This is a genomic window from uncultured Roseicyclus sp., from assembly GCF_937892565.1.
Lineage (GTDB): Bacteria > Pseudomonadota > Alphaproteobacteria > Rhodobacterales > Rhodobacteraceae > Roseicyclus.
In genome coordinates this window covers 62,166-84,498 of record NZ_CALAHQ010000034.1, presented here as the reverse complement: position 1 = coordinate 84,498, position 22,333 = coordinate 62,166, and the positions used below count along the sequence as shown (strand labels likewise).

21 protein-coding genes are annotated in these 22,333 nt (G+C 59.7%); 10 read left to right on the top strand and 11 right to left on the bottom strand.

The features are described 5' to 3' along the window. Nucleotides 1-168: 168 nt before the first annotated feature. Entirely contained in the window at nucleotides 169-2,433 is a 2,265-nt protein-coding gene (locus Q0094_RS05000; RefSeq protein ID WP_297615868.1) for an NADP-dependent malic enzyme, read from the bottom strand. 134 nt (nucleotides 2,434-2,567) lie between these two features. Between Q0094_RS05000 and mutS the strand changes: the two genes are divergently transcribed. Beyond that, a complete protein-coding gene (gene mutS, locus Q0094_RS04995; RefSeq protein ID WP_297615866.1) occupies nucleotides 2,568-5,207 on the top strand; it encodes a DNA mismatch repair protein MutS in 2,640 nt (879 codons plus the stop codon). Here the strand turns inward: mutS and Q0094_RS04990 are convergent. After that, nucleotides 5,204-5,755: a nucleotide exchange factor GrpE gene (locus tag Q0094_RS04990; RefSeq protein ID WP_297615864.1), complete on the bottom strand. Its 552-nt coding sequence runs from the start codon at nucleotides 5,753-5,755 to the stop codon at nucleotides 5,204-5,206. The two genes, mutS and Q0094_RS04990, sit on opposite strands and share 4 nt — an antisense overlap. Before the next feature lie 30 nt (nucleotides 5,756-5,785). After that, nucleotides 5,786-6,850: a heat-inducible transcriptional repressor HrcA gene (hrcA, locus tag Q0094_RS04985; protein WP_297615886.1), complete on the bottom strand. Its 1,065-nt coding sequence runs from the start codon at nucleotides 6,848-6,850 to the stop codon at nucleotides 5,786-5,788. Nucleotides 6,851-6,946: 96 nt separating this feature from the next. Here hrcA and rph point away from each other — a divergent pair, with 96 nt between their 5' ends. Genes rph through hemW form a run of 3 tightly spaced genes read left to right on the top strand, consistent with a single transcriptional unit; the run spans nucleotide 6,947 to nucleotide 9,421 of the window. Beyond that, nucleotides 6,947-7,660: a ribonuclease PH gene (rph, locus tag Q0094_RS04980; RefSeq protein ID WP_297615862.1), complete on the top strand. Its 714-nt coding sequence runs from the start codon at nucleotides 6,947-6,949 to the stop codon at nucleotides 7,658-7,660. Further along, nucleotides 7,660-8,268: an RdgB/HAM1 family non-canonical purine NTP pyrophosphatase gene (gene rdgB / locus Q0094_RS04975; RefSeq protein ID WP_297615860.1), complete on the top strand. Its 609-nt coding sequence runs from the start codon at nucleotides 7,660-7,662 to the stop codon at nucleotides 8,266-8,268. Before rph ends, rdgB begins: the two co-directional genes overlap by 1 nt. 4 nt (nucleotides 8,269-8,272) lie before the next feature. Beyond that, on the top strand, nucleotides 8,273-9,421 hold the full coding sequence (gene hemW, locus Q0094_RS04970; protein WP_297615884.1) for a radical SAM family heme chaperone HemW: 1,149 nt from the start codon (nucleotides 8,273-8,275) through the stop codon (nucleotides 9,419-9,421). Nucleotides 9,422-9,424: 3 nt separating this feature from the next. Here the strand turns inward: hemW and Q0094_RS04965 are convergent, their stop codons facing one another. From Q0094_RS04965 to rho, 6 genes are read right to left on the bottom strand one after another with little or no spacing between them, the layout of a single operon-like run. Beyond that, nucleotides 9,425-10,327: a ParB/RepB/Spo0J family partition protein gene (locus tag Q0094_RS04965; RefSeq protein ID WP_297615858.1), complete on the bottom strand. Its 903-nt coding sequence runs from the start codon at nucleotides 10,325-10,327 to the stop codon at nucleotides 9,425-9,427. Then, a complete protein-coding gene (locus Q0094_RS04960; protein WP_297615856.1) occupies nucleotides 10,311-11,126 on the bottom strand; it encodes a ParA family protein in 816 nt (271 codons plus the stop codon). The genes Q0094_RS04965 and Q0094_RS04960 overlap by 17 nt, the downstream gene beginning before the upstream one ends. Beyond that, the gene (gene rsmG / locus Q0094_RS04955) at nucleotides 11,119-11,745 is read right to left on the bottom strand and encodes a 16S rRNA (guanine(527)-N(7))-methyltransferase RsmG (protein WP_297615855.1); all 627 of its coding nucleotides are present in this window, start codon (nucleotides 11,743-11,745) and stop codon (nucleotides 11,119-11,121) included. The genes Q0094_RS04960 and rsmG overlap by 8 nt, the downstream gene beginning before the upstream one ends. Further along, nucleotides 11,742-13,616 (bottom strand): tRNA uridine-5-carboxymethylaminomethyl(34) synthesis enzyme MnmG, encoded by a 1,875-nt coding sequence (gene mnmG / locus Q0094_RS04950; RefSeq protein WP_297615853.1) that lies wholly within the window; start codon nucleotides 13,614-13,616, stop codon nucleotides 11,742-11,744. The genes rsmG and mnmG overlap by 4 nt, the downstream gene beginning before the upstream one ends. A 3-nt stretch (nucleotides 13,617-13,619) precedes the next feature. Then, nucleotides 13,620-14,903 (bottom strand): tRNA uridine-5-carboxymethylaminomethyl(34) synthesis GTPase MnmE, encoded by a 1,284-nt coding sequence (gene mnmE / locus Q0094_RS04945; RefSeq protein ID WP_297615851.1) that lies wholly within the window; start codon nucleotides 14,901-14,903, stop codon nucleotides 13,620-13,622. Nucleotides 14,904-14,915: 12 nt separating this feature from the next. After that, complete coding sequence (gene rho, locus Q0094_RS04940) at nucleotides 14,916-16,187, bottom strand: transcription termination factor Rho (protein ID WP_297615849.1); 1,272 nt, start codon at nucleotides 16,185-16,187, stop codon at nucleotides 14,916-14,918. Nucleotides 16,188-16,705: 518 nt separating this feature from the next. Between rho and Q0094_RS04935 the strand changes: the two genes are divergently transcribed. From Q0094_RS04935 to dnaQ, 4 genes are read left to right on the top strand one after another with little or no spacing between them, the layout of a single operon-like run. Beyond that, nucleotides 16,706-17,314, top strand: a complete 609-nt coding sequence (locus tag Q0094_RS04935; protein ID WP_297615847.1) for a Maf family protein — start codon at nucleotides 16,706-16,708, stop codon at nucleotides 17,312-17,314. Further along, on the top strand, nucleotides 17,311-18,147 hold the full coding sequence (locus Q0094_RS04930; protein ID WP_297615845.1) for a shikimate dehydrogenase: 837 nt from the start codon (nucleotides 17,311-17,313) through the stop codon (nucleotides 18,145-18,147). Before Q0094_RS04935 ends, Q0094_RS04930 begins: the two co-directional genes overlap by 4 nt. After that, nucleotides 18,144-18,737, top strand: a complete 594-nt coding sequence (gene coaE, locus Q0094_RS04925) for a dephospho-CoA kinase (RefSeq protein ID WP_297615843.1) — start codon at nucleotides 18,144-18,146, stop codon at nucleotides 18,735-18,737. Before Q0094_RS04930 ends, coaE begins: the two co-directional genes overlap by 4 nt. After that, a complete protein-coding gene (dnaQ, locus tag Q0094_RS04920) occupies nucleotides 18,737-19,435 on the top strand; it encodes a DNA polymerase III subunit epsilon (RefSeq protein WP_297615841.1) in 699 nt (232 codons plus the stop codon). Before coaE ends, dnaQ begins: the two co-directional genes overlap by 1 nt. 4 nt (nucleotides 19,436-19,439) lie before the next feature. Here dnaQ and secB read toward each other — a convergent pair whose 3' ends face one another. Beyond that, entirely contained in the window at nucleotides 19,440-19,949 is a 510-nt protein-coding gene (gene secB, locus Q0094_RS04915; RefSeq protein WP_297615839.1) for a protein-export chaperone SecB, read from the bottom strand. Between the two features lie 67 nt (nucleotides 19,950-20,016). After that, complete coding sequence (locus Q0094_RS04910) at nucleotides 20,017-20,505, bottom strand: FxsA family protein (protein WP_297615882.1); 489 nt, start codon at nucleotides 20,503-20,505, stop codon at nucleotides 20,017-20,019. A 128-nt stretch (nucleotides 20,506-20,633) separates the two neighbouring features. Here Q0094_RS04910 and Q0094_RS04905 point away from each other — a divergent pair, with 128 nt between their 5' ends. Next, nucleotides 20,634-21,290, top strand: a complete 657-nt coding sequence (locus Q0094_RS04905; RefSeq protein ID WP_297615837.1) for a Tim44/TimA family putative adaptor protein — start codon at nucleotides 20,634-20,636, stop codon at nucleotides 21,288-21,290. Nucleotides 21,291-21,383: 93 nt separating this feature from the next. Beyond that, nucleotides 21,384-22,331 carry a murein transglycosylase A gene (locus tag Q0094_RS04900; protein WP_366940219.1) on the top strand — a complete coding sequence of 316 codons (948 nt, stop codon included), beginning with the start codon at nucleotides 21,384-21,386 and terminating at the stop codon, nucleotides 22,329-22,331. Nucleotides 22,332-22,333 lie beyond the last annotated feature (2 nt).

Below are 22,333 nucleotides of genomic sequence, written 5' to 3'. Positions count from 1 at the left end.
GATCACTTCATTGTCGCCCGTAACACCGCCCACGTCGGGGCCAAGGGTTCGGTCGCAAACAGCCGCCATCACGTTCAAGCACCTGATATCGCGCGCGAGGCAAGCCGATTTGCTCAAGCCAGAGGCGCCGATTGCGTTATGGCGGAAAGGTTCGACCCGATCCCCCGATCAGCGGCGACCGATCTCGCAGGCGGCCATCACCGCCATGTTCAGGATATCATTGGCGGTGGATACAGTTGAACAGACCTGAATGGGGCTTTTCAACCCTGTCAGGATTGGCCCGATCACGGTGGCCCCCGCCATTTCCTGCATCAGCTTGACCGAGATGCTGGCCGAATGCCGCGCGGGGACCACCAGAACATTGGCGGGACCCGACAGCCGGGTAAAGGGATATTGTGCCATCACCTGTGCATTCAGTGCCACGTCGACAGCCATTTCCCCGTCATATTCGAAATCGACGCCCTTGCGATCCAAGACCTGTGGCGCGCGGTGCATCTTTTCCGAACGCTCGCTGACCGGGTAGCCAAAGGTCGAGAAGCTGACAAAGGCCACGCGCGGCTCCAGCCCCAGATCGCGCGCCACTTGCGCGCCGCGTTCGGCGATCAGGGCCAGATCCTCGGCTTCGGGCCATTCATGCACCAGCGTGTCGCCGATCAGGACGATCCGCCCCTTGTGCAGCAGAGCGGTGATGCCAACGGCGCCATCTTGTGCGCGGGCATCAAAGACCTTGCCGATCAGATCCAGCACATGGGCCGATTTTCGCGTGGCCCCCGTGACCAGCGCGTCGCCATGCCCATGCGCCAGCATGAGCGCGGCAAAGACATGGCGGTCGCGTGCTGCCAGGCGGTGGATGTCGGACCGGTCATGGCCCTTGCGCTGAAGCCGTTCGTAAAGAAAGGCCTTGTAGCTTTCCAGATGTTGGGTGTTGGCGGCATTCACCACCTCCAGTTCGCGCACCGCATCGGCAAGTCCTGCGGCGTCGAGCTTGGCTGAAACGTCGGCTTCGCGCCCGACGACCAGCGCTTTACCAAGTCCCTGCCGCTGATAGGCGACAGCGGCGCGCAAGACACGCACGTCATCGCCTTCGGCAAAGATCATCCGCGCCTGTGCCGCCTTGGCGCGGGCGTAGATACCCTGAAGGATCGAACTGGTCGGATCGAGCCGCGCGCGCAACCCTTCGGCGTAGCGATCGAGATCCTTGATCGGGCGGCGGGCCACCCCGGTGTCCATACCCGCCCGCGCCACCGCAGGGGGAATGGTATAGATCAGGCGCGGATCAAACGGCGTGGGGATGATGTAGTCGCGACCAAAAGTCAGATCGCGGCCATAGACCAGCGCAACTTCATCCGGCACATCTTCGCGGGCGAGCGCGGCCAGGGCATGCGCACAGGCGATCTTCATCTCATCGTTGATGGCGCGGGCATGAATGTCGAGCGCGCCACGAAACAGATAGGGAAAGCCAAGAACATTGTTGACCTGATTGGGATAATCCGACCGGCCGGTGGCAACGATGGCATCGGGGCGCACCTCATGGGCCTCTTCCGGGGTGATTTCGGGATCAGGATTTGCCATGGCAAAGATGACCGGGTTGGGGGCCATGCTGGCCACCATCTCGCGGGTGACGGCGCCTTTGGCCGAAACGCCCAGAAACACATCGGCATCCTTCATCGCCTCGGCAAGGCTGCGCAGATCGGTCTTGACGGCATGGGCCGATTTCCACTGGTTCATGCCCTCGGTGCGACCCTGATAGAGCACGCCCTTTGTGTCGCACACGATACAGTTCTCGTGCCGCACGCCCATGGTCTTGAGCAATTCGATACAGGCGATCCCCGCCGCGCCCGCGCCATTCAGCACAATCCTGCAATCCTCGATCTTCTTGCCCGAGATGTGCAGCGCATTGATCAGACCCGCCGCACAGATCACGGCGGTGCCGTGTTGATCGTCGTGAAAGACGGGGATATCGCATTCTTCCTTGAGGCGCTGTTCGATGATGAAACATTCCGGCGCCTTGATATCTTCAAGGTTGATGCCGCCGAAAGTGGGCGACATCAGCCTGACCGCGCGGCAAAACTCATCGGGATCTTCGGTATCAAGCTCGATGTCGATGGAATTGATATCGGCAAAGCGCTTGAACAGCACCGCCTTGCCCTCCATCACCGGCTTGGAGGCAAGCGCGCCCAGATTGCCCAAGCCAAGCACCGCCGTGCCATTGGAAATCACGGCCACCAGATTGCCCTTGGTGGTATAGTCATAGGCGGTTTCGGGGCGTTCGGCGATCACCTCGCACGGGACCGCCACACCGGGGGAATAGGCAAGGCTCAGATCGCGCTGGGTCGCCATGGGGGTCGACGCGTTGATGTCGATCTTTCCCGGCGAGGGTTCCAGATGATAGGCCAGCGCCTCTTCCCGGGTGATCCTGCTCTTGTCGGCCATTTTATGGTGCCCCTCTCCCTTGCTCCCTTGCTCGGTTTAGACAGTGCGCGACGCGGCGGCAACATGCGCCTTTTGCCGCTTCTATCCAGACAGCGGCTTGCGTAGGCTTGGCCTGCACGAGACCGGGGGATGGGATGAGCCAAGTGACGCCAATGATGGCGCAGTATCTGGAAATCAAGGCACAGTATGCCGACGCGCTGTTGTTCTACCGAATGGGCGATTTCTATGAATTGTTCTTTGAGGATGCGGTGGCCGCGGCCGGGGCACTTGACATAGCGCTCACCAAGCGCGGCCAGCATCTGGGCGAAGATATCGCCATGTGCGGCGTTCCTGCGCACAGCGCCGAAAGCTACCTGTTGACCCTGATCCGCAGCGGGTTTCGCGTGGCCATCTGCGAGCAGATGGAAGACCCCGCCGAAGCCAAGAAGCGCGGTTCAAAATCCGTCGTGCGGCGCGAGGTCGTGCGCCTTGTCACACCCGGCACCCTGACCGAAGACACGTTGCTTGAGGCACGGCGCCACAATTACCTGGCCGCCTATGCTGAAATCCGGGGCGAGGGCGCGCTGGCATGGGGCGATATTTCAACGGGTGATTTTCAGGTGATGACCTGCCCGCCCGTGCGGCTTGGGCCGGAACTGGCCCGTCTGATGCCACGCGAGGTGCTGGTGTCCGACAGCATGCCGCCCGACCGTATCGCCGCGATCGAAGATGTCGGGGCCGCCGTGACCACCATGGCGCCCACAAGCTTCGATAGCCGCGCTGCCGAAATGCGCATCGCGCGGTTGTTTCAGGTGGACACGCTGGATGGCTTTGGGCCGTTCGAGCGGGCGGAACTGGCGGCAATGGGGGCGCTGATCGATTATCTGGGGCTGACGCAAAAGAGCGGGCTGCCGCTGTTGCGGCCGCCACGGCGGCAAAGCGCGGGGGCTTTGCTGCAACTGGACGCGGCAACGCGCCGAAATCTTGAACTGACCCAAGCTTTGGCGGGGGGGCGGGCCCATACGCTGTTGTCCGTGCTGGACCGCACGCTCACGTCGGGTGGTGCGCGCTTGCTGGAACGGCGGCTGTCGGGCCCGGCCACGGATCTGGCCGTGATCAGCGCGCGCCATGATGCCGTGGCGTTCTTCGTTTCTGACGCGCGGCTTGGCAACGATCTGGAAAGCCTGTTGCGCCGCTGCCCTGATCTGGACCGGGCCTTGTCGCGGCTGGCGCTGGATCGGGGTGGTCCGCGCGATCTGGCGGCGGTGCGCGATGGGTTGAAAGCCGCCGCGATGATCAAGGCGGCATTGCTCGATGCGCCGTTGCCACCCCTGTTGGCCGAAGCCTGGGGCGCGTTGATGGGTCATGGCGATCTGCCCGCCTTGTTGGAGGATGCGCTGGTGGCAGAGCCGCCATTGGTGCTGCGCGATGGAAGCAGCATCGCGGCCGGTTTCGACGCCGATCTGGATGCCGCGCGCCGCCTGCGCGACGAAGGGCGCGGCGTGATCGGGGCGATGCAGGCTGAATACATCGATCAATCGGGGGTCGCGTCGCTCAAGATCCGGCACAACAATGTGTTGGGCTATTTCATCGAGACCACGGCGACCCATGCGCAGAAGATGCTGTCTCCGCCGCTGTCGGAGCGGTTCATCCACCGCCAGACCATCGCCAATGCGGTGCGCTTTACCACGCTGGACCTGTCCGAGCTTGAGACGCGCATCCTGAACGCCGGCAATCGCGTGCAAGACATCGAGCGCGCGCTGTTTGCCACCCTGCGTGAGGCGGTGCTGGCACAGGCCCAGACCATCGGCACCACGGCGCGCGCGCTGGCCGAGCTTGATCTGGCCGCAGCCCTCGCGCGGCGCGCGGTCGAAGGCGACTGGACGCGCCCCCAGATGAGCGAGGATCGCCGCTTTTCCATCAGGGGCGGTCGCCATCCGGTGGTCGAAGCCGCGCTGTCGCGCGACGGTGTGCCCTTTATTGCCAATGACTGCACCCTGTCCCCCAAAGACGATGGCGCCGCGATCACCTTGTTGACCGGGCCGAACATGGCGGGGAAATCCACCTATCTGCGTCAGAACGCGCTGATCGCCATTCTGGCACACATGGGCAGCTTTGTGCCGGCCGAAGCAGCCGAGATCGGATTGATCAGCCAGGTGTTCAGCCGGGTCGGCGCGGCCGATGATCTGGCGCGCGGGCGATCGACCTTTATGGTTGAAATGGTGGAAACGGCGACGATCCTGAACCAGGCGGATGCGCGCGCGCTGGTGATCTTGGATGAAATCGGGCGCGGCACGGCAACCTATGATGGCCTGTCGATCGCCTGGGCAACGCTGGAACATCTGCACGAGGTCAATCGCTGCCGGGCACTGTTTGCGACGCATTACCACGAGATGACCGAGCTGGCCGTGCGTCTGCCGGGGCTGAAGAATGCCACGATGGCCGTGCAGGAATGGCAGGGCGACGTGATTTTCCTGCACGAGGTGCGGGTGGGTCGGGCGGATCGATCCTATGGCGTGCATGTGGCCAAGCTGGCGGGCTTGCCCGAGCGGGTCGTTGCGCGCGCCCATCAGGTTCTGGAGGCGTTGGAAAAGGGTGAACGCCAAGGCGGTGATCGCAAGGCGGTGATCGATGATCTACCCCTGTTTGCGGCCGCCCCGGCGGCGCGACCGGCCATGCAAAAAGGCCCCTCGGCGGTGGAACAGCGCCTTGCGGCGCTGCACCCCGACGAGATGACGGCCCGCGAGGCGCTGGCGCTTCTTTATGAGCTCAAGGAGCTTGCCGGGCGGGGTTAGCCGCCCGTGTTCGACGAAACGCCCACCTGTGCAGGGCGCACGAGCCGGTCATGCAGCACAAAGCCCTCGGCCATCACCTGAAGGATATCGCCTGCCTTGGTGCCGGGAACGGGGGCTTCGAACAGCGCTTCGTGATTTTCGGGATCAAAGCGATCGCCGATCTGAGGCATGATCGGTGTCACGCCATGCTTTGTCAGCACATTGAGCAATTCGCGCAACGTCAATTCGACCCCTTCGACAAGGGCGGCATCGGCGGCGCCTGTCGCATCGGCGGCGCTGTTGAGCGCGCGACGCAGATTGTCGTAAACCGGGATCAGATCGCGCACGATACGGGTGCCGCCATATTTCTCACCTTCGCGACGGTCGCGGTCGGCGCGCTTGCGCACGTTTTCCGATTCGGCCAGCGTCCGCAAAAGCCGGTCCTTCAATTCATCGCGCTCGGCAATCAAGGCTCCATAGGGATCGATGGGTTGATCCATCGCTGGCGCCGAAGTTTCCCCTTCGGATGGATCGGTTTCGATGATGTGATCCTGTTTCGCGTCGGACATGCTTGCCCCTTTACCTTTTTCCGTCGGCCATCAGCCCCTGTCGGCCATCAGTTTGCCCAAAAGCTGCGCCGTATAATCAACGATCGGAACGATGCGCCCATAGTTCAGACGGGTTGGCCCGATGACACCCACCGCGCCCACGATCTTCCGGTCCGCGTTCATATAGGGAGAGACGACCAGAGCGGAACCCGAAAGTGAAAAAAGCTTGTTCTCGGACCCGATGAAAATGCGCACACCTTCGCCGGTTTCCGCCAATTCAAGGAAATCGGCGATATCGCGCTTGCGTTCCAGATCGTCGAAAAGCTGGCGGATCCTTTCGAAATCCTCGGCCGGTGCGCTGTCGCTGAGCAGGTTGGACCGCCCACGCACGATCAAGCGGCCGATATCGGTATCTTCGCTGTCCCAGACCGCCAGCCCAGCCGCGATCAGATGGCCCGCGAGTTCATCGATCTGGGCGCGACGACTATCAACCTCGCGCTGCATTTCGGCGCGCAAGCTTCCCAACGTACGATCCGCCAGATGGGCGTTGAGGTAATTCGCGGCCTCGCGCATCGCGCTGGGCGTGTGGCCGGGAGGGGGCTGGAACAAGCGATTTTCCACCTGGCCATCGGAATGCACGAGCACCACCAAGGCCCGGTCAGGCGAAAGTGCCACAAAGTCGATGTGCTTGATCGGTGCCTCGCGCTTGGGGGCAAGGACAATGCTGGCGCCATGCGTCGCTTGCGATAGTGCTGCACCGATCCGGTCGAGCGTGGCTGTGACATCGGCAGTGTTGGACCCCAGCATGTCATCGAGGTTCTGTTTGTCGCTGGCAGTCAATTCGCCAACCTCAAGAAAGCCGTCGAGGAACATACGCAGCCCCATCTGGGTGGGAATACGGCCCGCCGAAATATGCGGGCTGCCCAAAAGACCCAGATATTCCAGATCTTGCATCACATTGCGCACAGTGGCGGCGGAGACCTGTTCCGACAGGCTGCGGGTCAGCGTGCGTGATCCGACGGGCGCACCGGTTTCCAGATACCCTTCGACCACGCGGCGAAACACCTCGCGCGAGCGATCGTTGAGATCACCGAGTATGGTGCCGGGCTGGGTCAAACGGTCGGTCGTCTTCATGGTTGGGCCGGGCATTCGGGCTTGCGTCACGGGGGGTGCGCGGACTATCCCCGCGTCACGGATCATCAGGAGATAGATATGCGCCCTTCCGGCCGAAACCTAGACGAAATGCGCGAGATCGTGATCGAAACAGGTGTCGCGCGGTATGCCGAAGGCTCTTGCCTTATCCGTTGTGGTGGCACGCATGTGCTGTGCACGGCGACGCTGGAAGAACGGGTGCCCCCATTTCTGAAGAATTCCGGCCTTGGATGGGTAACGGCGGAATATGGCATGCTGCCGCGCGCCACGCATTCGCGGATGAAGCGCGAAGCGGCTGCTGGCAAGCAATCGGGGCGCACACAGGAAATCCAGCGCCTGATCGGCCGGGCCTTGCGCGCCGGTGTCGATCGCTCGGCGTTGGGCGAGCGACAGATCACCATAGATTGTGACGTCATCCAGGCCGATGGCGGCACGCGGTGCGCATCGATCACCGGGGGCTGGGTTGCGCTGCGTCTGGCGGTCAACAAGTTGATGAAGGCTGGCGCCATCACGACCAACCCGATGACCGACCACATCGCAGCGGTATCTTGTGGCATCTATGCTGGCCAACCGGTGCTGGATCTGGACTATCTGGAGGACAGCGAAGCGGGAACCGACAGCAATTTTGTCATGACAGGCAAAGGCGCCCTGGTGGAGCTGCAAGCCAGCGCGGAAGGCGCCGCATTCTCGCGCGCGCAATTCGACGAGATGTATGGATTGGCCGAGAAGGGCATCGCCGCGTTGGTTGCGGCGCAGAAGGCGGCGATCGGCTGATGCGGCGGTTCAAGGGTGATCATCTGCTGATCGCGACGCACAATCGCGGCAAGCTGGAAGAGATGGAAGCCCTTTTGGCACCTTTTGGCATCACGGTCAGTTCGGCCGCTGACCACGGTTTGCCCGAGCCCGAGGAAACCGGCACCAGTTTTGTCGAGAACGCCCGCATCAAGGCCCATGCTGCCGCGCAGGCAACGGGTTTGCCCGCTTTGTCCGATGACAGCGGCATCGAGATCGACGCGCTGGGCGGTGCACCCGGCGTTTACACGGCCGACTGGGCCGAAACCCCGCATGGGCGCGATTTCGTGATGGCGATGCAGAAGACCCATGATCTTCTAGAAGAAGCAAAGGCGCAGCACCCGCGCAAGGCGCGGTTTTGCTGCACGCTTGTGCTGGCTTGGCCCGATGGGCACGACGAAGTGTTTCCAGGCGTCATGGAGGGGCGGGTCATCTGGCCGATGCGTGGTGCGCAAGGTCATGGATATGACCCGATCTTTCAGCCCGATGGGCATGATTTGACCTTTGGCGAGATGGATCGGTGGGAAAAGAACAAGATCAGCCATCGCGCCAAAGCTGTCGAGAAACTCAAGCAGGTCTTTGGTGACTGAGGCTTTGAACGCAGACGGGTTCGGGCTTTATGTTCATTGGCCCTTTTGCCAAGCGAAATGCCCCTATTGCGATTTCAACAGCCATGTTGCCGCAACAATCGACCAGACGCGGTGGCTGGATGCGTATCTGTCCGAGATAAAGAGGGTTTCATCGGAAGTACCAGATCGCGTGCTGACCAGTATCTTTTTCGGAGGCGGCACGCCATCGCTGATGCCACCCGATACGGTGGGGCGCGTGATCGAAGCGGCCCGTGCCGCTTGGCCCCGCGCCAATGATCTGGAGATCACGCTGGAAGCCAACCCCACCTCGGCCGAAGCGGGGCGGTTTCGCGGATTTCGCGACGCCGGTGTGAACCGCGTTTCGGTCGGGCTGCAATCCTTGCGTGACGAGGATTTGAAGCGACTGGGCCGGTTGCATTCAGCCGCAGAGGGGCGATCGGCCTTTTTGCTGGCGCGCGAGGTTTTCCCGAGGGTCAGCTTTGATCTGATCTATGCCCGACAGTTTCAGACGCTGGCCGATTGGCGCGCAGAGCTGACAGAGGCGCTGACGCTGGCGGCTGATCACCTGTCGCTCTACCAGTTGACCATCGAGCCGGGCACGGCCTTTGGTGACAGGTTCGCGCGTGGGCGCCTGTCAGGGCTGATCGATGATGATCTGGGCGCCGAGATGTATGATCTCACCCAAGAGCTATGTATGGCCAATGGCCTGCCGGCCTATGAGGTGTCGAACCATGCCAGCGACATGGCGCAGTCGCGCCACAATCTGATCTATTGGCGGGGCGGCGATTACGCCGGCATCGGCCCGGGGGCACATGGCCGATTGACGCTTGGCGGGATCAGGCACGCCACGGAGACAGAGCTATCGCCCATAGGCTGGCTGGACCGGTTGACGCGCGACGGCACAGGCGAAAGCCAGCGCAGCGTGCTTTCGTTGCGCGAACAGGCAGAAGAATACGCGATGATGGCGCTACGTCTGACCGAGGGGTTGGATCGCCAAAGATTTTCCCGGATGAACGGGTCGGATTTCAAGGCCGACACGCTCTTGCATCTGGAAGAATTGGGCATGATAGCCGTGACGCCCACACGCATTCGCGCCACGGTGGAAGGGCGGCGGCTTTTGAATGCGGTGTTGCGCGACTTGCTGGCCGATTGAGGCTTAACCACCGCCGAGCAGCCGAACGATATCATCCAGTGCCTGTAAATCCTTGTATTTTATGGATACTCGCCCCTCGCCCGAAGCGGGATCATATTCGATACTGACAGGCATGCCTATGGCAGCGCTCAAATCGCTTTCAAGAGCGGCGGTATCGGCATCCTTCACTGAGCCAGATCTTGATCGGTGCCTGGGCGTTGTGGCGCGACGCGGCTTGGCTTGTTTTTCGACATCGCGTACAGACCAGCCATTTGCCACCGCCTTGCGCGCCAAGGCCATCGGATCGTTGACCGTCAACAAGGCGCGCGCATGCCCGGCGGTAAGCTGGCCGCCACGCACAAGGTCTTGAATTTCGTCAGGAAGTGCCAGAAGGCGCATCATGTTTGCGATATGACTGCGGCTTTTTCCAAGTGCTTGAGCCAATTTTTCCTGAGTATGGCCAAACCGATCAATGAGCTGTCGATAACCTTGCGCTTCTTCCATGGCGTTGAGATCGGCACGCTGGACGTTTTCGATGATGGCGATCTCCAAAACCTCGATGTCATCGAAATCACGGATCACGACCGGCAATTCATGAAGCTGAACCTGCTGTGCCGCACGCCAGCGCCGTTCGCCTGCAACAATCTGATATGCATCTGGGCGGTTGGGATCAGGTCGCACGATCAAGGGTTGGATCACGCCTTTTTCACGGATCGACGCAGCAAGTTCGTCAAGCGCCGTTTGTGCAAAGCGTCGGCGTGGTTGATCGGGGTTGGGGTTTATCCGATCAATCGGAACGCGCTTTAACGTGCGTGGCCCCAAGGACGCTTGATCTTGGTCGTTCGTCATTCTGGAGGCGGTATCAATATCAGCCATCAGGGCCGAAAGACCGCGCCCAAGACCGGCACGTTCACGTTTGTTGACCATCGGCGGTCTCCTTGCGGGGTGATCTGCGGGACAGAAGCTCGGTTGCAAGATCTTGATAAGCTTGGCTTCCTTTTGATGTCGGGTCGTAAGACAACGCGGAAACGCCGAAAGACGGTGCTTCGCCAAGCCGAACATTGCGGGGAATGCGCGTTTGAAACACAAGATCACCCAAAGTGGCGCGGGCATCTGCCTCGACCTGTAGGCTGAGGTTGTTGCGCTGATCGAACATGGTCAACACGATGCCTTCGATGCGCAGGTTAGGGTTGGCCGTTTCGCGGACATCGCGGATCGTCAGCATGAGTTGGGACAGACCCTCGAGTGCGAAGAATTCCGCTTGAAGAGGCACAAGCACGGCGTGGCTGGCAACAAGGGCATTTACAGTGAGCAGGCTGAGCGATGGTGGGCTGTCGATCAAGACATGGTCATATGAGGCCAAAGTTTCGTTTGCGAGCGCTTCCTTGAGAAGAAACACGCGATTTTCATGATGCCCAAGCTCGACATCCGTCGAGCTAAGGTCGGTGGTCGCCGGCGCAATGTCCAGCCCTTCGGTTGCTGTCTTGCGGATGACCGACGCCAGTGGCGCGCCATCGTGCAACAACTCATAGGTTGTAATCACGCGATCACGCGGGAAAATCCCAAGTCCTGTTGATGCGTTGCCTTGCGGATCAAGATCGATGATCAACACGCGCTGGCCCAGTCCGACTAGCGCCGCACCAAGATTTATTGCCGTTGTGGTTTTGCCCACCCCGCCCTTTTGGTTTGTGATGGCAAGGATCCGGGCGCTTGGTCGGTCAGACATGATGCAACCGTTCGATTTTGAGCAAGACAGCGTCTGCTTCTGTGATGCTCGGGTAAACGCGGTATGCGATGTGCCAATCTTGCTCTGCGGTAGCCAGTTCTTCGCGGTAACGGGCACCTTTCTGAAACAGGCATATGCCGTTGTCTGACAGATGCGCCTGTGCGTATTTGCAGAGGTTTGTAAGCGGGGCAAGCGCACGGGCCGAAATCACATCTGCATGACTTGGCGCCAAATCTTCGATACGGCGGCTCAAGACATCCACGCTGATACCCATGTGCCGAGCGGTTTCCCGCAAAAACGCTGCTTTCCGCTGATCAGCCTCGACCAAGGTAAAGGACAGGCTGGGGTGTGTCTGGCTCGCGATGGCTGCACAAATCAAGCCCGGAAAGCCACCGCCACTTCCAAGATCCATCCAGCTTTTCGCGGGTACCGGGACGTGATCCATCAGTTGCGCGGAATCCAGCACATGACGCGACCAAAGGTGGCCCATGGTCGACTTTGCTACCAGATTTATCGTTTTCTGCCAACGTGTTAGTAAACCGACATATGTCTCTAGCCGGTCCAGTGTTTCACGTGAAACACGCCCGGCAACGATAAATTTCGCCTGCTCCTCTGTCATGCTGAGCGTCGATCGTTCTGTCGGATGCGCGACAGAATAAGCGCCAATGCAGCTGGTGTCATGCCGTCGATCCGCCCAGCCTGACCCAAACTACGCGGGCGAACACGTTGAAGCTTGCCCTTCAGCTCATTTGATAAGCCGCCAATATCGCTATAGTCCAGATCGGGCGGGATCACTTGCGCTTCATCACGTAACAGACCGGCAGCATCGCGCGCTTGTCGATCAACATATGTCTTGTAAAGCGCGTCGATCGAAAGCTGTTCACGCGTACCAGCACCAAAATCTCGAAACTCTGGTACCAAGAGATCCAGATGTTCGGGTTGTACTTCCTGGAACGCCAGAATTTCCATTCCATTGCGGCGTTGCCCGTCCTGATTGATCTGTATCCCAACTGCGGCGATCTGACGGGGAGTGAAACTCCGCGCTTCAAGCAGGGCTCGCCCGGCAAGCAACGCTTCCATCTTTCGGGCGAACCGTGCTTTGCGATCGTCGCCAACTATGCCAAGCTCTATGGCGAGCGGCGTTAGACGTTGGTCGGCATTATCAGCCCTTAGCGATAACCGATACTCTGCACGCGACGTGAACATCCGGTACGGTTCCGTCACGCCGCGCGTGACAAGATCGTCGATCAACACGCCGATATAGGCCGTAGCTCTGGACAAAACGACGCCCTCGGTGTCATTCGCCAGATGCGCCGCGTTGATTCCGGCCATGAGACCTTGCGCTGCGGCCTCTTCGTAACCAGTCGTACCATTAATCTGACCTGCCAGAAAGACACCGGGCAAAGACCTCAGTTGCAAGGTCGAATCAAGATTCTGGGGATCAATAAAATCATACTCGATTGCATATCCGGGTTGCAGGATCTTTGCCTGTTCAAGCCCAAAGATCGACCTGACATAGGCATTCTGAACATCCTCTGGCAGTGATGTCGAGATGCCATTCGGATAAACGACATCGCTATCCAATCCCTCAGGCTCCAGAAAAACCTGATGCGACTCCTTATCTGCGAAGCGCACAACCTTATCTTCTATGGATGGACAATATCTGGGGCCAACACCTTCTATGTGGCCACCATACATCGCAGAGCGGGTAAGGTTTTTGCTAATGATCTCATGCGTATGTGTATTGGTGTGGGTAATACCACAGGTGATCTGACGGACCGACGGGCGGTCAGACAGAAACGAGAACAACATTGGATCTTCGTCAGCCTTTTGTTGTTCCAACTTGTCCCAGGCGATCGACGACGACCGGAGGCGCGGTGGCGTTCCGGTTTTCAATCGCCCAAGGGGAAGATCAAGCTCTCTCAACCTCTGGGCTAGGCGAATGGAAGACGCGTCACCAAATCTACCCCCGCCCTGCCTGCGATCCCCAATGTGCATGACGCCGTGCAAGAACGTGCCTGTGGTCAAGACGACGGCTCGTGACCCAAGAACGACACCGTTTGTCAACACAACGCCTGATACGACGCCGCCGACGAGATCAAGATCGGCGACCTCTGCTTCAACAATCTCAAGGCGTTGCTGCCTGCTCAAAAACGATTGGATGGCCGCTTTGTATAGTTTGCGGTCCGATTGCGTGCGTGGCCCCCGTACAGCTGGACCTTTGCGACGATTAAGCAGCCGAAATTGAATGCCCGAATAGTCGGCAGCCAACCCCATGATGCCGCCCAAGGCATCAATTTCCCGCACAAGATGACCCTTGCCCAACCCGCCGATCGCCGGATTGCAGGACATGACGCCGATACTATCCTTCTTCATCGTGACCAGTGCGGTGCGCGCGCCGGAACGAGCGGCGGCATGTGCCGCTTCAGCGCCGGCATGACCACCACCAACCACGATCACATCAAAATCGTGTTGTTTCACGTGAAACACCTTTCACTTTCCGATGCAAAACTGCGCAAAAATCTCGCCAAGCACCGCTTCTACATCCACACGCCCGATCAACGAGTCAAGGGCGGCTACCGCCTCCCGCAATTGCAAGGCAAGTATTTCCGATCCCTCTTGGCCACGCCTAAAAATCTCCTGAGCCACGGTCAACCCATCCCTGGCACGAAAGAGCGCCATTCGATGGCGTTCATGCGATGCAAGCGATGCGTGAGACACACGATCGGACAACACCCGCGCAATATCCGCCAAAAGACCATCAATACCGTCGCCCGTGACGGCGGACAGCCCCCGACCTGTCAGGTCGGACTTGGTGTGATACACAAGATCAACGGAGCATCCCACGTCAGCATCAACCAAAGCATCAGCGCCGTCGATCAAATGCACCCTAAGATCAGCCTCGCGCGCCCGTTCCTTGGCGCGTTCTACCCCGATACGTTCGATGGGGTCGGTTGCTTCCCGTAGCCCAGCGGTATCCAAAAAGGTGACGGGTATTCCATGAACGTCAACACGGGCTTCCAAAACATCGCGGGTCGTGCCGGGAATATCTGATGTGATGGCGATATCTCGCCCAGCTATCCTATTGATTAATGTTGATTTACCAGCATTTGGCGGCCCGATGATCGCGACCTCGAACCCATGCCTCATCCGCTCTGCTGCCGCAGAGCCCTTAAGCTGCTCGTCTATTCGTCCAAGAACAGCAGCGATCAGATATCCAACCTCCGGCGACACATCCACCGGCACTTCTTCATCGGCAAAATCTATCGTCGCTTCAATCAAGGCCGTCGCACGGATCAGATCCCGCCGGCACTCTTCCGAAAAAACCCGCAAAGCACCCGAGAAAAGCGCCTGGGCTTGACGACGCTGGCTTTCCGTTTCCGCTGCTATCAGATCAGAAAGCCCCTCAACCTGCGCCAGATCCAGATTGCCATTCAACAAGGCACGTCGCGTGAATTCACCAGGCTCCGCATACCTCGCAAGGCCAGACTGGGCGATACTGGCCTCGATCGCTCGGATGATGGCGATGCTGCCGTGGACCTGCAACTCCACCACATCCTCACCCGTAAAGCTGTGCGGCGCATCAAATCGAAGCACCAATGCTTCATCCAAGACAGTCCCAGAAGTATCCTTGAGCTTGCGCAACGCAAATCGGCCCGGGTCGGGCAAGTCCCCGGCTAAAAATTGTGCGACATCATGTGCTTGAGAGCCGGAAACCCGGATCACGGCTACGCCCGACTTTCCCCGGGCGGTAGCCAGGGCAAAAATCGTATGCACGGACCCTGCTCCTTAGGCGTTCATGGAATCGAAGAATTCCGCGTTTGATTTTGTCTGCTTCAGCTTGGAAATCAGGAATTCGATCGCATCCGTCGTGCCCATCGGGTTCAAGATACGCCGCAAGACATAGGTCTTTTGCAGATCGACCTTGTCCACCAAAAGATCTTCCTTCCGGGTCCCGGACTTGAGAATATCCATCGCCGGGAACACACGCTTGTCTGCCACCTTGCGGTCAAGCACCAATTCCGAGTTGCCCGTTCCCTTGAATTCCTCAAAGATCACCTCATCCATCCGACTGCCCGTATCGATAAGCGCTGTCGCGATGATGGTCAGGGAACCGCCTTCTTCAATGTTGCGCGCTGCCCCGAAAAAGCGCTTTGGCCGCTGCAAGGCATTGGCATCGACGCCCCCGGTCAGGACCTTGCCTGATGATGGCACCACAGTGTTATAGGCGCGCCCCAGTCTGGTGATCGAATCCAGCAAGATCACCACATCGCGCTTATGTTCGACCAGACGCTTGGCTTTTTCGATCACCATCTCGGCCACGGCCACATGGCGCGTGGCGGGCTCGTCGAAGGTTGACGAAATCACTTCGCCCTTCACGCTGCGCTGCATATCGGTAACTTCTTCGGGGCGTTCATCGATCAACAGCACGATCAAATAGCATTCCGGATGGTTGGTCTCGATCGAATGCGCGATGTTTTGCAACAAAACCGTCTTGCCAGTGCGCGGCGGCGCAACAATCAGGGCGCGCTGCCCTTTCCCGATGGGCGCCACAAGATCGATGATGCGGGCCGACCGATCCTTTATGGTCGGGTCCTCGATCTCCATCTTCAAGCGTTCGTCAGGATAAAGAGGCGTCAGATTGTCGAAAGCCACCTTGTGGCGCGCGCGCTCCGGGTCTTCAAAATTGATCCTTTGTACCTTCACGAGCGCGAAATACCGCTCTGTTTCCCGTGGCGCTGACATGACACCTTCGACCGTGTCACCTGTTCTAAGACTGTGCTGGCGGATCATGTCAGGCGAAACATAGATATCGTCCGGTCCTGGCAGATAGTTGGCAGCCGGTGAGCGAAGAAAACCGAAACCGTCCTGGAGCACCTCCAGAACACCGTCACCCGAAATCTCCCACCCCTCATCAGCGCGTTCGCGCAGGATCTCGAACATCATGTCGCCCTTGCGCATGGTCGACGCGTTCTCGATCTCAAGCTCTTCGGCCATAGCCAATAGGTCTTTGGGTGACTTGGCCTTGAGGTCGGCCAATTTCAACGTCATCTCGGTCATGAAAATCCTACAGCTGGACAACCCTGCAACAGGCCGTCTCTCAGTGATGTCATAAGGAAAGGTGATCCCGACTGGGCACGTTGTCACTGCTATGGGCCAGCAGACCCCCTGTCAAGCATGCAGACAGGACATCCCTCTTTCTTGAAAAGCAAGTTTATAGAAAAAAATTGTGATGGTTGTATGGGGCTTGGCAAGTGACAAAACCCTTTTTCACAGCACTGATCCTGTGGTGATCCACAAGGGGGAAACAGTTCACATTCCACTCACAAAATTTAGTAACTCATAAATATATATTAAATTCATAGGTTTACTATCTCGTTTTTGACCAGAAAGCCTTGGATTGATCGCTACCAACCTGCTCCGTGACGCATATCTCCCACCAAGACGCTGGACAAACCATCACCGTGGAAAACCCAAGGATGGTTCATGTGCGCCTTGCCCGAATGGCGTTCCTTGGTAGCCCATGGATCAACCAACAGGATTGTCGCCGGACCACTCCATCCGTTATGCACAGGTTCATGGACAAGATTTTCGTTGATTTGCCGCGCCTGACGCTGGCCTCTGCCTCGCACATTCGAAGCCAGCTGCTCGATCAGCTGGGTATCGCGCATCACCAACGGCCGGTTCGAATCGACGAAGCCGCCATCCGCGATGCGCTGCTCCAGGACGGAGCCACGCCGCGCGACATCGCCGATGCCTTGGCTGAATTCAAGGCGCGCAAGGCCGATCAAGGCGGCCTTACCTTGGGCTGCGATCAGATCTTGTCGCTGAAGACCGATATTTTCGCCAAACCCAGTGATCGGCAGGACGCGCAAGATCAGCTATCGCGCCTGTCAGGACAGACCCATCATCTCTACTCCGCCGCGGTGATCCATGAAGATGGCGCTCCCGTCTGGCGCCATGTGGGTCACGCCCGTATGACCATGCATAAATTGACATCTGACGAAATCGAAAGCTACCTTGATCAGGCTTGGCCGACGGTCCAAGGCTCGGTTGGCGCCTATCAGGCCGAAGCGCTTGGCGCACGGCTGTTTTCGCGTATCGACGGGGATTGGTTTTCGGTGCTGGGCCTTCCCTTGCTCGAGATTTCCTCATATCTCAGGCTCCGAGGCTGGAGGTTTTCATGATCCGACCAGAGATCCCGCTGGCAGGGGTGATCGGTGATCCCATTGCCCATTCCGCATCCCCCAGATTGCATGGTCATTGGCTGCGGCGCTACGGGCTGAAAGGCCATTATCTGCCTTTGCATGTCACTCATGCCCATCTGGCGGATGTCTTGCGTATCCTGCCGCACATGGGATTTGTTGGTGTAAACATCACGATCCCGCACAAGGAATATGTGCTGTCTCTGGCCAGCCAGGTCAGCGATCGCGCCGCCTTGATCGGGGCGGCCAACACGCTGACCTTTCTCAATGACGGGCGCATTCAAGCCGACAACACCGATGGCGTTGGATTCTTGGAAAACATCCGCCAGAACCTGCCCGGCTGGACGGCAGCAAGCGGGCCTGCCCTGGTTCTGGGCGCGGGTGGTGCGGCCAAGGCCATTGTTTCGGCGCTGATCCAGGACGGCGCGCCCCGCGTGATCGTGGCCAACAGGACAAGGTCCCGCGCCGACGCCCTTCGCGATCAGTTCGGCGCCCGCGTCGAGCCACAGGATTGGACACGCATCCCCGATCTGGTGTCTGACGCGGCCCTGGTCGTCAACACAACTTCCCTTGGGATGGTGGGCCAGCCCCCCTTGACGCTTGATCTGTCGCGGCTGTCACGCCCCACGGTGGTGACCGATATCGTCTACAAACCCTTGCAGACCGATGTCTTGCGCCAGGCCCAAGCCATGGGGTGCGAAACGGTCGATGGGCTTGGGATGCTGTTGCATCAAGCAGCCCCTGGATTTGAACGCTGGTTTGGCTACACCCCCATGGTCGATGATGATTTGCGCCAAGCGGTTTTGGCACCATGACGCTCAAGCTTGGCTTGACGGGATCGATCGGAATGGGAAAATCCACCACCGCGGCGATGTTCCGCGCGCTCAACGTGCCGGTCTGGGACGCGGATGAAGCCGTGCACCGGCTTTACGCTCCGGGCGGGGCGGCCGTTGCGCCCATCGCTGCAGCGGTTCCGATGGCACTGGTGGATGGCGCCATCAGCCGCGCAAGGCTGAAGCAAGCGATCGCATCCGACTCCACACTGCTTGACCGGCTGGAAGACATCGTTCACCCGCTTGTTGCCAAGGATCGGGCCCGGTTTTTGCGCCACCATGCCACTGCGCCGCTTGTCTTGCTTGATATCCCCTTGTTGTTCGAAACCGGGGCAGATGCATGGCTGGACGCTGTCTTGGTCGTGACCACCGACCCCGAAACCCAACGCGCCCGCGTCATGGCCCGCCCCGGCATGACCGAGGCACTGTTTTCCGAAATTCTGTCGCGTCAGGTGCCAGATGCTGAAAAACAAGCCCGCGCCGATCATGTCATCGAAACACAGACGTTGGACCTGACCCGTGCCGAAGTGGCAAGGCTGATTGGCGTCTTGACGGAACAAGGGGGTGACTGATGCGAGAGATCGTGCTGGATACCGAAACAACGGGCCTCGATCCCTTTGACACGCCCCCGCACCGCATTGTCGAAATCGGGGCGGTGGAATTGTGGAACCAGGTTCCCACCGGAAATACCTACCACCAATACATCAACCCCGATCGCGATATGCCACCCGAAGCCTTTGCCGTGCACGGGATCAGCGCGGCGTTTCTGGCGGACAAGCCTCGATTTGCGGATATCGCGCGCGGGTTTCTCGACTTTATCACGGACGCGCAGCTGATCATTCACAACGCCAGCTTTGACATGCGCTTTCTGAACGCGGAACTGTCATGGCTGGGCATGCCTTCCTTACCCGATCAGCGTGCCACCGATACCTTGCTCATGGCGCGGCGTCGCTTTCCCGGCTCGCCCGCATCGCTTGATGCGCTGTGTCGGCGGTTTGGGATCGACAACACCAAACGCAGCTTGCACGGCGCCTTGCTTGATTCGGAAATTCTGGCCGAGGTCTATCTGGAGCTGACCGGCGGGCGACAGGCGGATTTCGGTCTGGGCGCAGCACGCATCGCCGATCCGGCGCGTCACGAAACCTGCGATTGGCGCCCCGCGCCGCGCCCCAAACCACTGCCACAGCGATTGACCGACGCAGAGCGCGCCGCCCATGATGCCATGGTGGCAGAACTAGGGGCGGGCGCGATCTGGTCGAAGCCGCGCTGAGCGATCAGGCGTCGGCTTTTTGTGGTGCGCTGCGCTGCGCCAATTGCTGGCGATAGAGCGCAAGAAAATCGATCGTATCAAGGTTCAGCGGCGGGTAGCCCCCATCGCGTGTGACATCAGATACGATCCGCCGCACGAACGGAAACAGCATCCGCGGGCATTCGATCAGCAAGAACGGATGAAGCTGCTCGTTGCTCACGTTTTCGATCTTGAAGATGCCGCCATATTCCAGCTCCATCAAAAAGATCGGCTGTGGCGTGCTTTCCCGGGTCTTGCTGTCGATCTTGAGCTTCATGATCACATCAAACTGATCCTCGGCGTCGCGTTTGCGCGCATCGAGCGCCACCTGCACCTGAATATCGGGCTGGGCTTGCGAATTCAGGGCTTTCTGGGCAGCGATGTTCTCAAATGACATATCGCGCACAAACTGGCCCAAGACCTGCAGCTTCGGCATCACCGGCTGTGCGGCGACTTCCGGGGTCTTGGGGGTGGACGCTCCATTGCTCTCGGACATTGTTTTCTCCAACCGTCACGTTATGGGATCAATCGGCCCAAGCCTCTAGCAGCCCGGGGCGCGGGCCTCAATGCCTCGTCCATCCTGATGGGGTGCCCGATGGTGTGTCGGTGCGGCCGGGCGGGTCGTCCACGGTATAGCTGGCATCGATGACATCATCGGTTGGCTGCGGTGGTTCAGGTGGCCGTGGCCCCATGTGCAGCGTGCGGATCTGGATGCGCCTTGAGGCTTCGCGCAAAACCCAAGCGCGCACCGCCGGCACCAGCAACAAGAACCCCACCGTATCGGTAAAAAACCCCGGCGTCAGCAAAAGCGCGCCGGAAAACAGGATCATCGCCCCATGCGCCAAGGGCTCGGTCGGATCGCGCAGCGTTTCGAAACTGCTGCGCAGCCGCGCCAAGACGGCCGCGCCTTGTGAGCGCACCAAAACGGTTCCCGCAACCGCTGTCAGAACCACGATGGCCAGGGTGGGCCACAATCCGATCCAGCCGCCCACCTGAATGAACAGGGCGATCTCGATCAGCGGCACCATCAGAAAAGCAACAAACAGCCACATCGGCAAAGCTCCGGTCTGCATCTGCGCGATAAAGCGCGGTCTTGGGTGATGGACTTGATACCACCCCTGACCTACATATGTTCTTCACGGCCCAAATTAGAAGACTGTTCGCCCGGCAAGGAGCTTTCATGAACTCGTCCCTGTTGCCCTTTCTGGTTCTCGCCGGTATCGCGATCTTTCTGATCTTGCGGTTGCGCAGCGTGTTGGGAACCCGCGAAGGTTTCGAAAACCCCCCCGTCTCCACCCCAACCGCCCGACCGGATCGGCGCCGCGACTTTGAGGTGATCGAAGGCGGCCCCGACCGCGACATCACGGATCATGTCGAGGACGGATCGGATAGCGCCAAGGCGCTGGCCGCCATGAAGCTGGCAGAACCCGGCTTTTCCGTGTCGGAGTTCCTCCAGGGAGCGCGCGGCGCTTATGAAATGATCCTGATGGCCTTTGAGAACGGGGATGTGGATGGGCTGCGCCCCTTCCTTGCGCCCGATGTGATGGACACCTTTGAAACGGTCATCCGTCAGCGTCAGGAACAGAACCTGACCATCGACGCCAGCTTTATCGGCATTCGCGAACTGGCGCTGGACCATGCACGCTTTGATCGGGCAACCGGCATGGGTGAAATCACGGTGCGCTTCGTGGGTGAACTGACCTCGGTGGTCCGTAACGCGGATCGTCAGGTGGTCGAAGGCGACCCCAATGAAATCAAGCGCCAGCGCGATGTCTGGACCTTTGCGCGCACCATGGGCGCCAATGATCCGAATTGGGAACTGGTTGCCACCGACTGATGGCCCGCGCATGGGGTGGTGATCGGTTCCAGCCGTTTTCCGGCTGTCACGCGCAGGAGCGGCTCAGCTGTGTCTGAAGAGACCATCGCGCTTATGTCTTTCGCTGATCTCGATGGCTGGGACGCGGATGATCACGGCGCGGCCGTTTCGGCCTTTCGTATCACTTGTGATGATCTGGCGGGGTCAGACTGGCAAAAGCCCATCAGCGCCTTGCCAGAGGCGGATCAGGACCCGCGTGGCTTTTTCGAACACTTCTTTTGCCCCGTCCTGATCGGTGGCGGCGCTTCGGCCCTGTTCACGGGATATTATGAACCGGAATTCGATGGGTCGCGCCACCCCGACACGCGCTTTCGCTGTCCCATCTACCGCACCCCCCCAGAGGCGCGGGGCGGCTTGTGGGAAACGCGCCGAGACATCGAAGAGCGCAAGTTACTGCAGGGACGCGGGCTTGAAATAGCATGGCTGGAAGACCCGCTGGATGTCTTTTTTCTTCAGGTTCAGGGGTCGGGCCGTATCCGGCTTGGGGATGGCGCGACGATCCGCGTGGGCTATGACGGCCGCAATGGCCAACCCTATCGCTCCATCGGGCAAGAGCTGATCCATCGCGGTGTTGTCGAACCCGATCGCATGTCGATGCAGGCGATCCGCGATTGGGTGCGCTGCAATCCGGCCGAAGGGCACGAATTGCTCTTTCACAACCCGTCCTACATCTTTTTTCGTCAGATCGATTTGCCCGATCCCGCACAGGGGCCACTGGGGGCGATGAACCGGTCGGTGACGCCATTGCGCAGCATAGCGGTCGATCCGGGGCACACGCCTTTGGGGGCGCCAGTCTGGATCGAAAAGCATGGCGCCAACCCGATGCGGCGGCTGATGATCGCACAAGACACAGGCGGCGCGATCAAGGGCGCGCAGCGGGCTGATATCTTTTTTGGCACCGGCCAAGCGGCGGGGCTGGCCGCGGGTGCGATCCGTGACCGGGGGCGGATGATCGTCTTGCTGCCTACCGCCCTGGCGCATCGACGCCAGCGAGACGCCTGAGC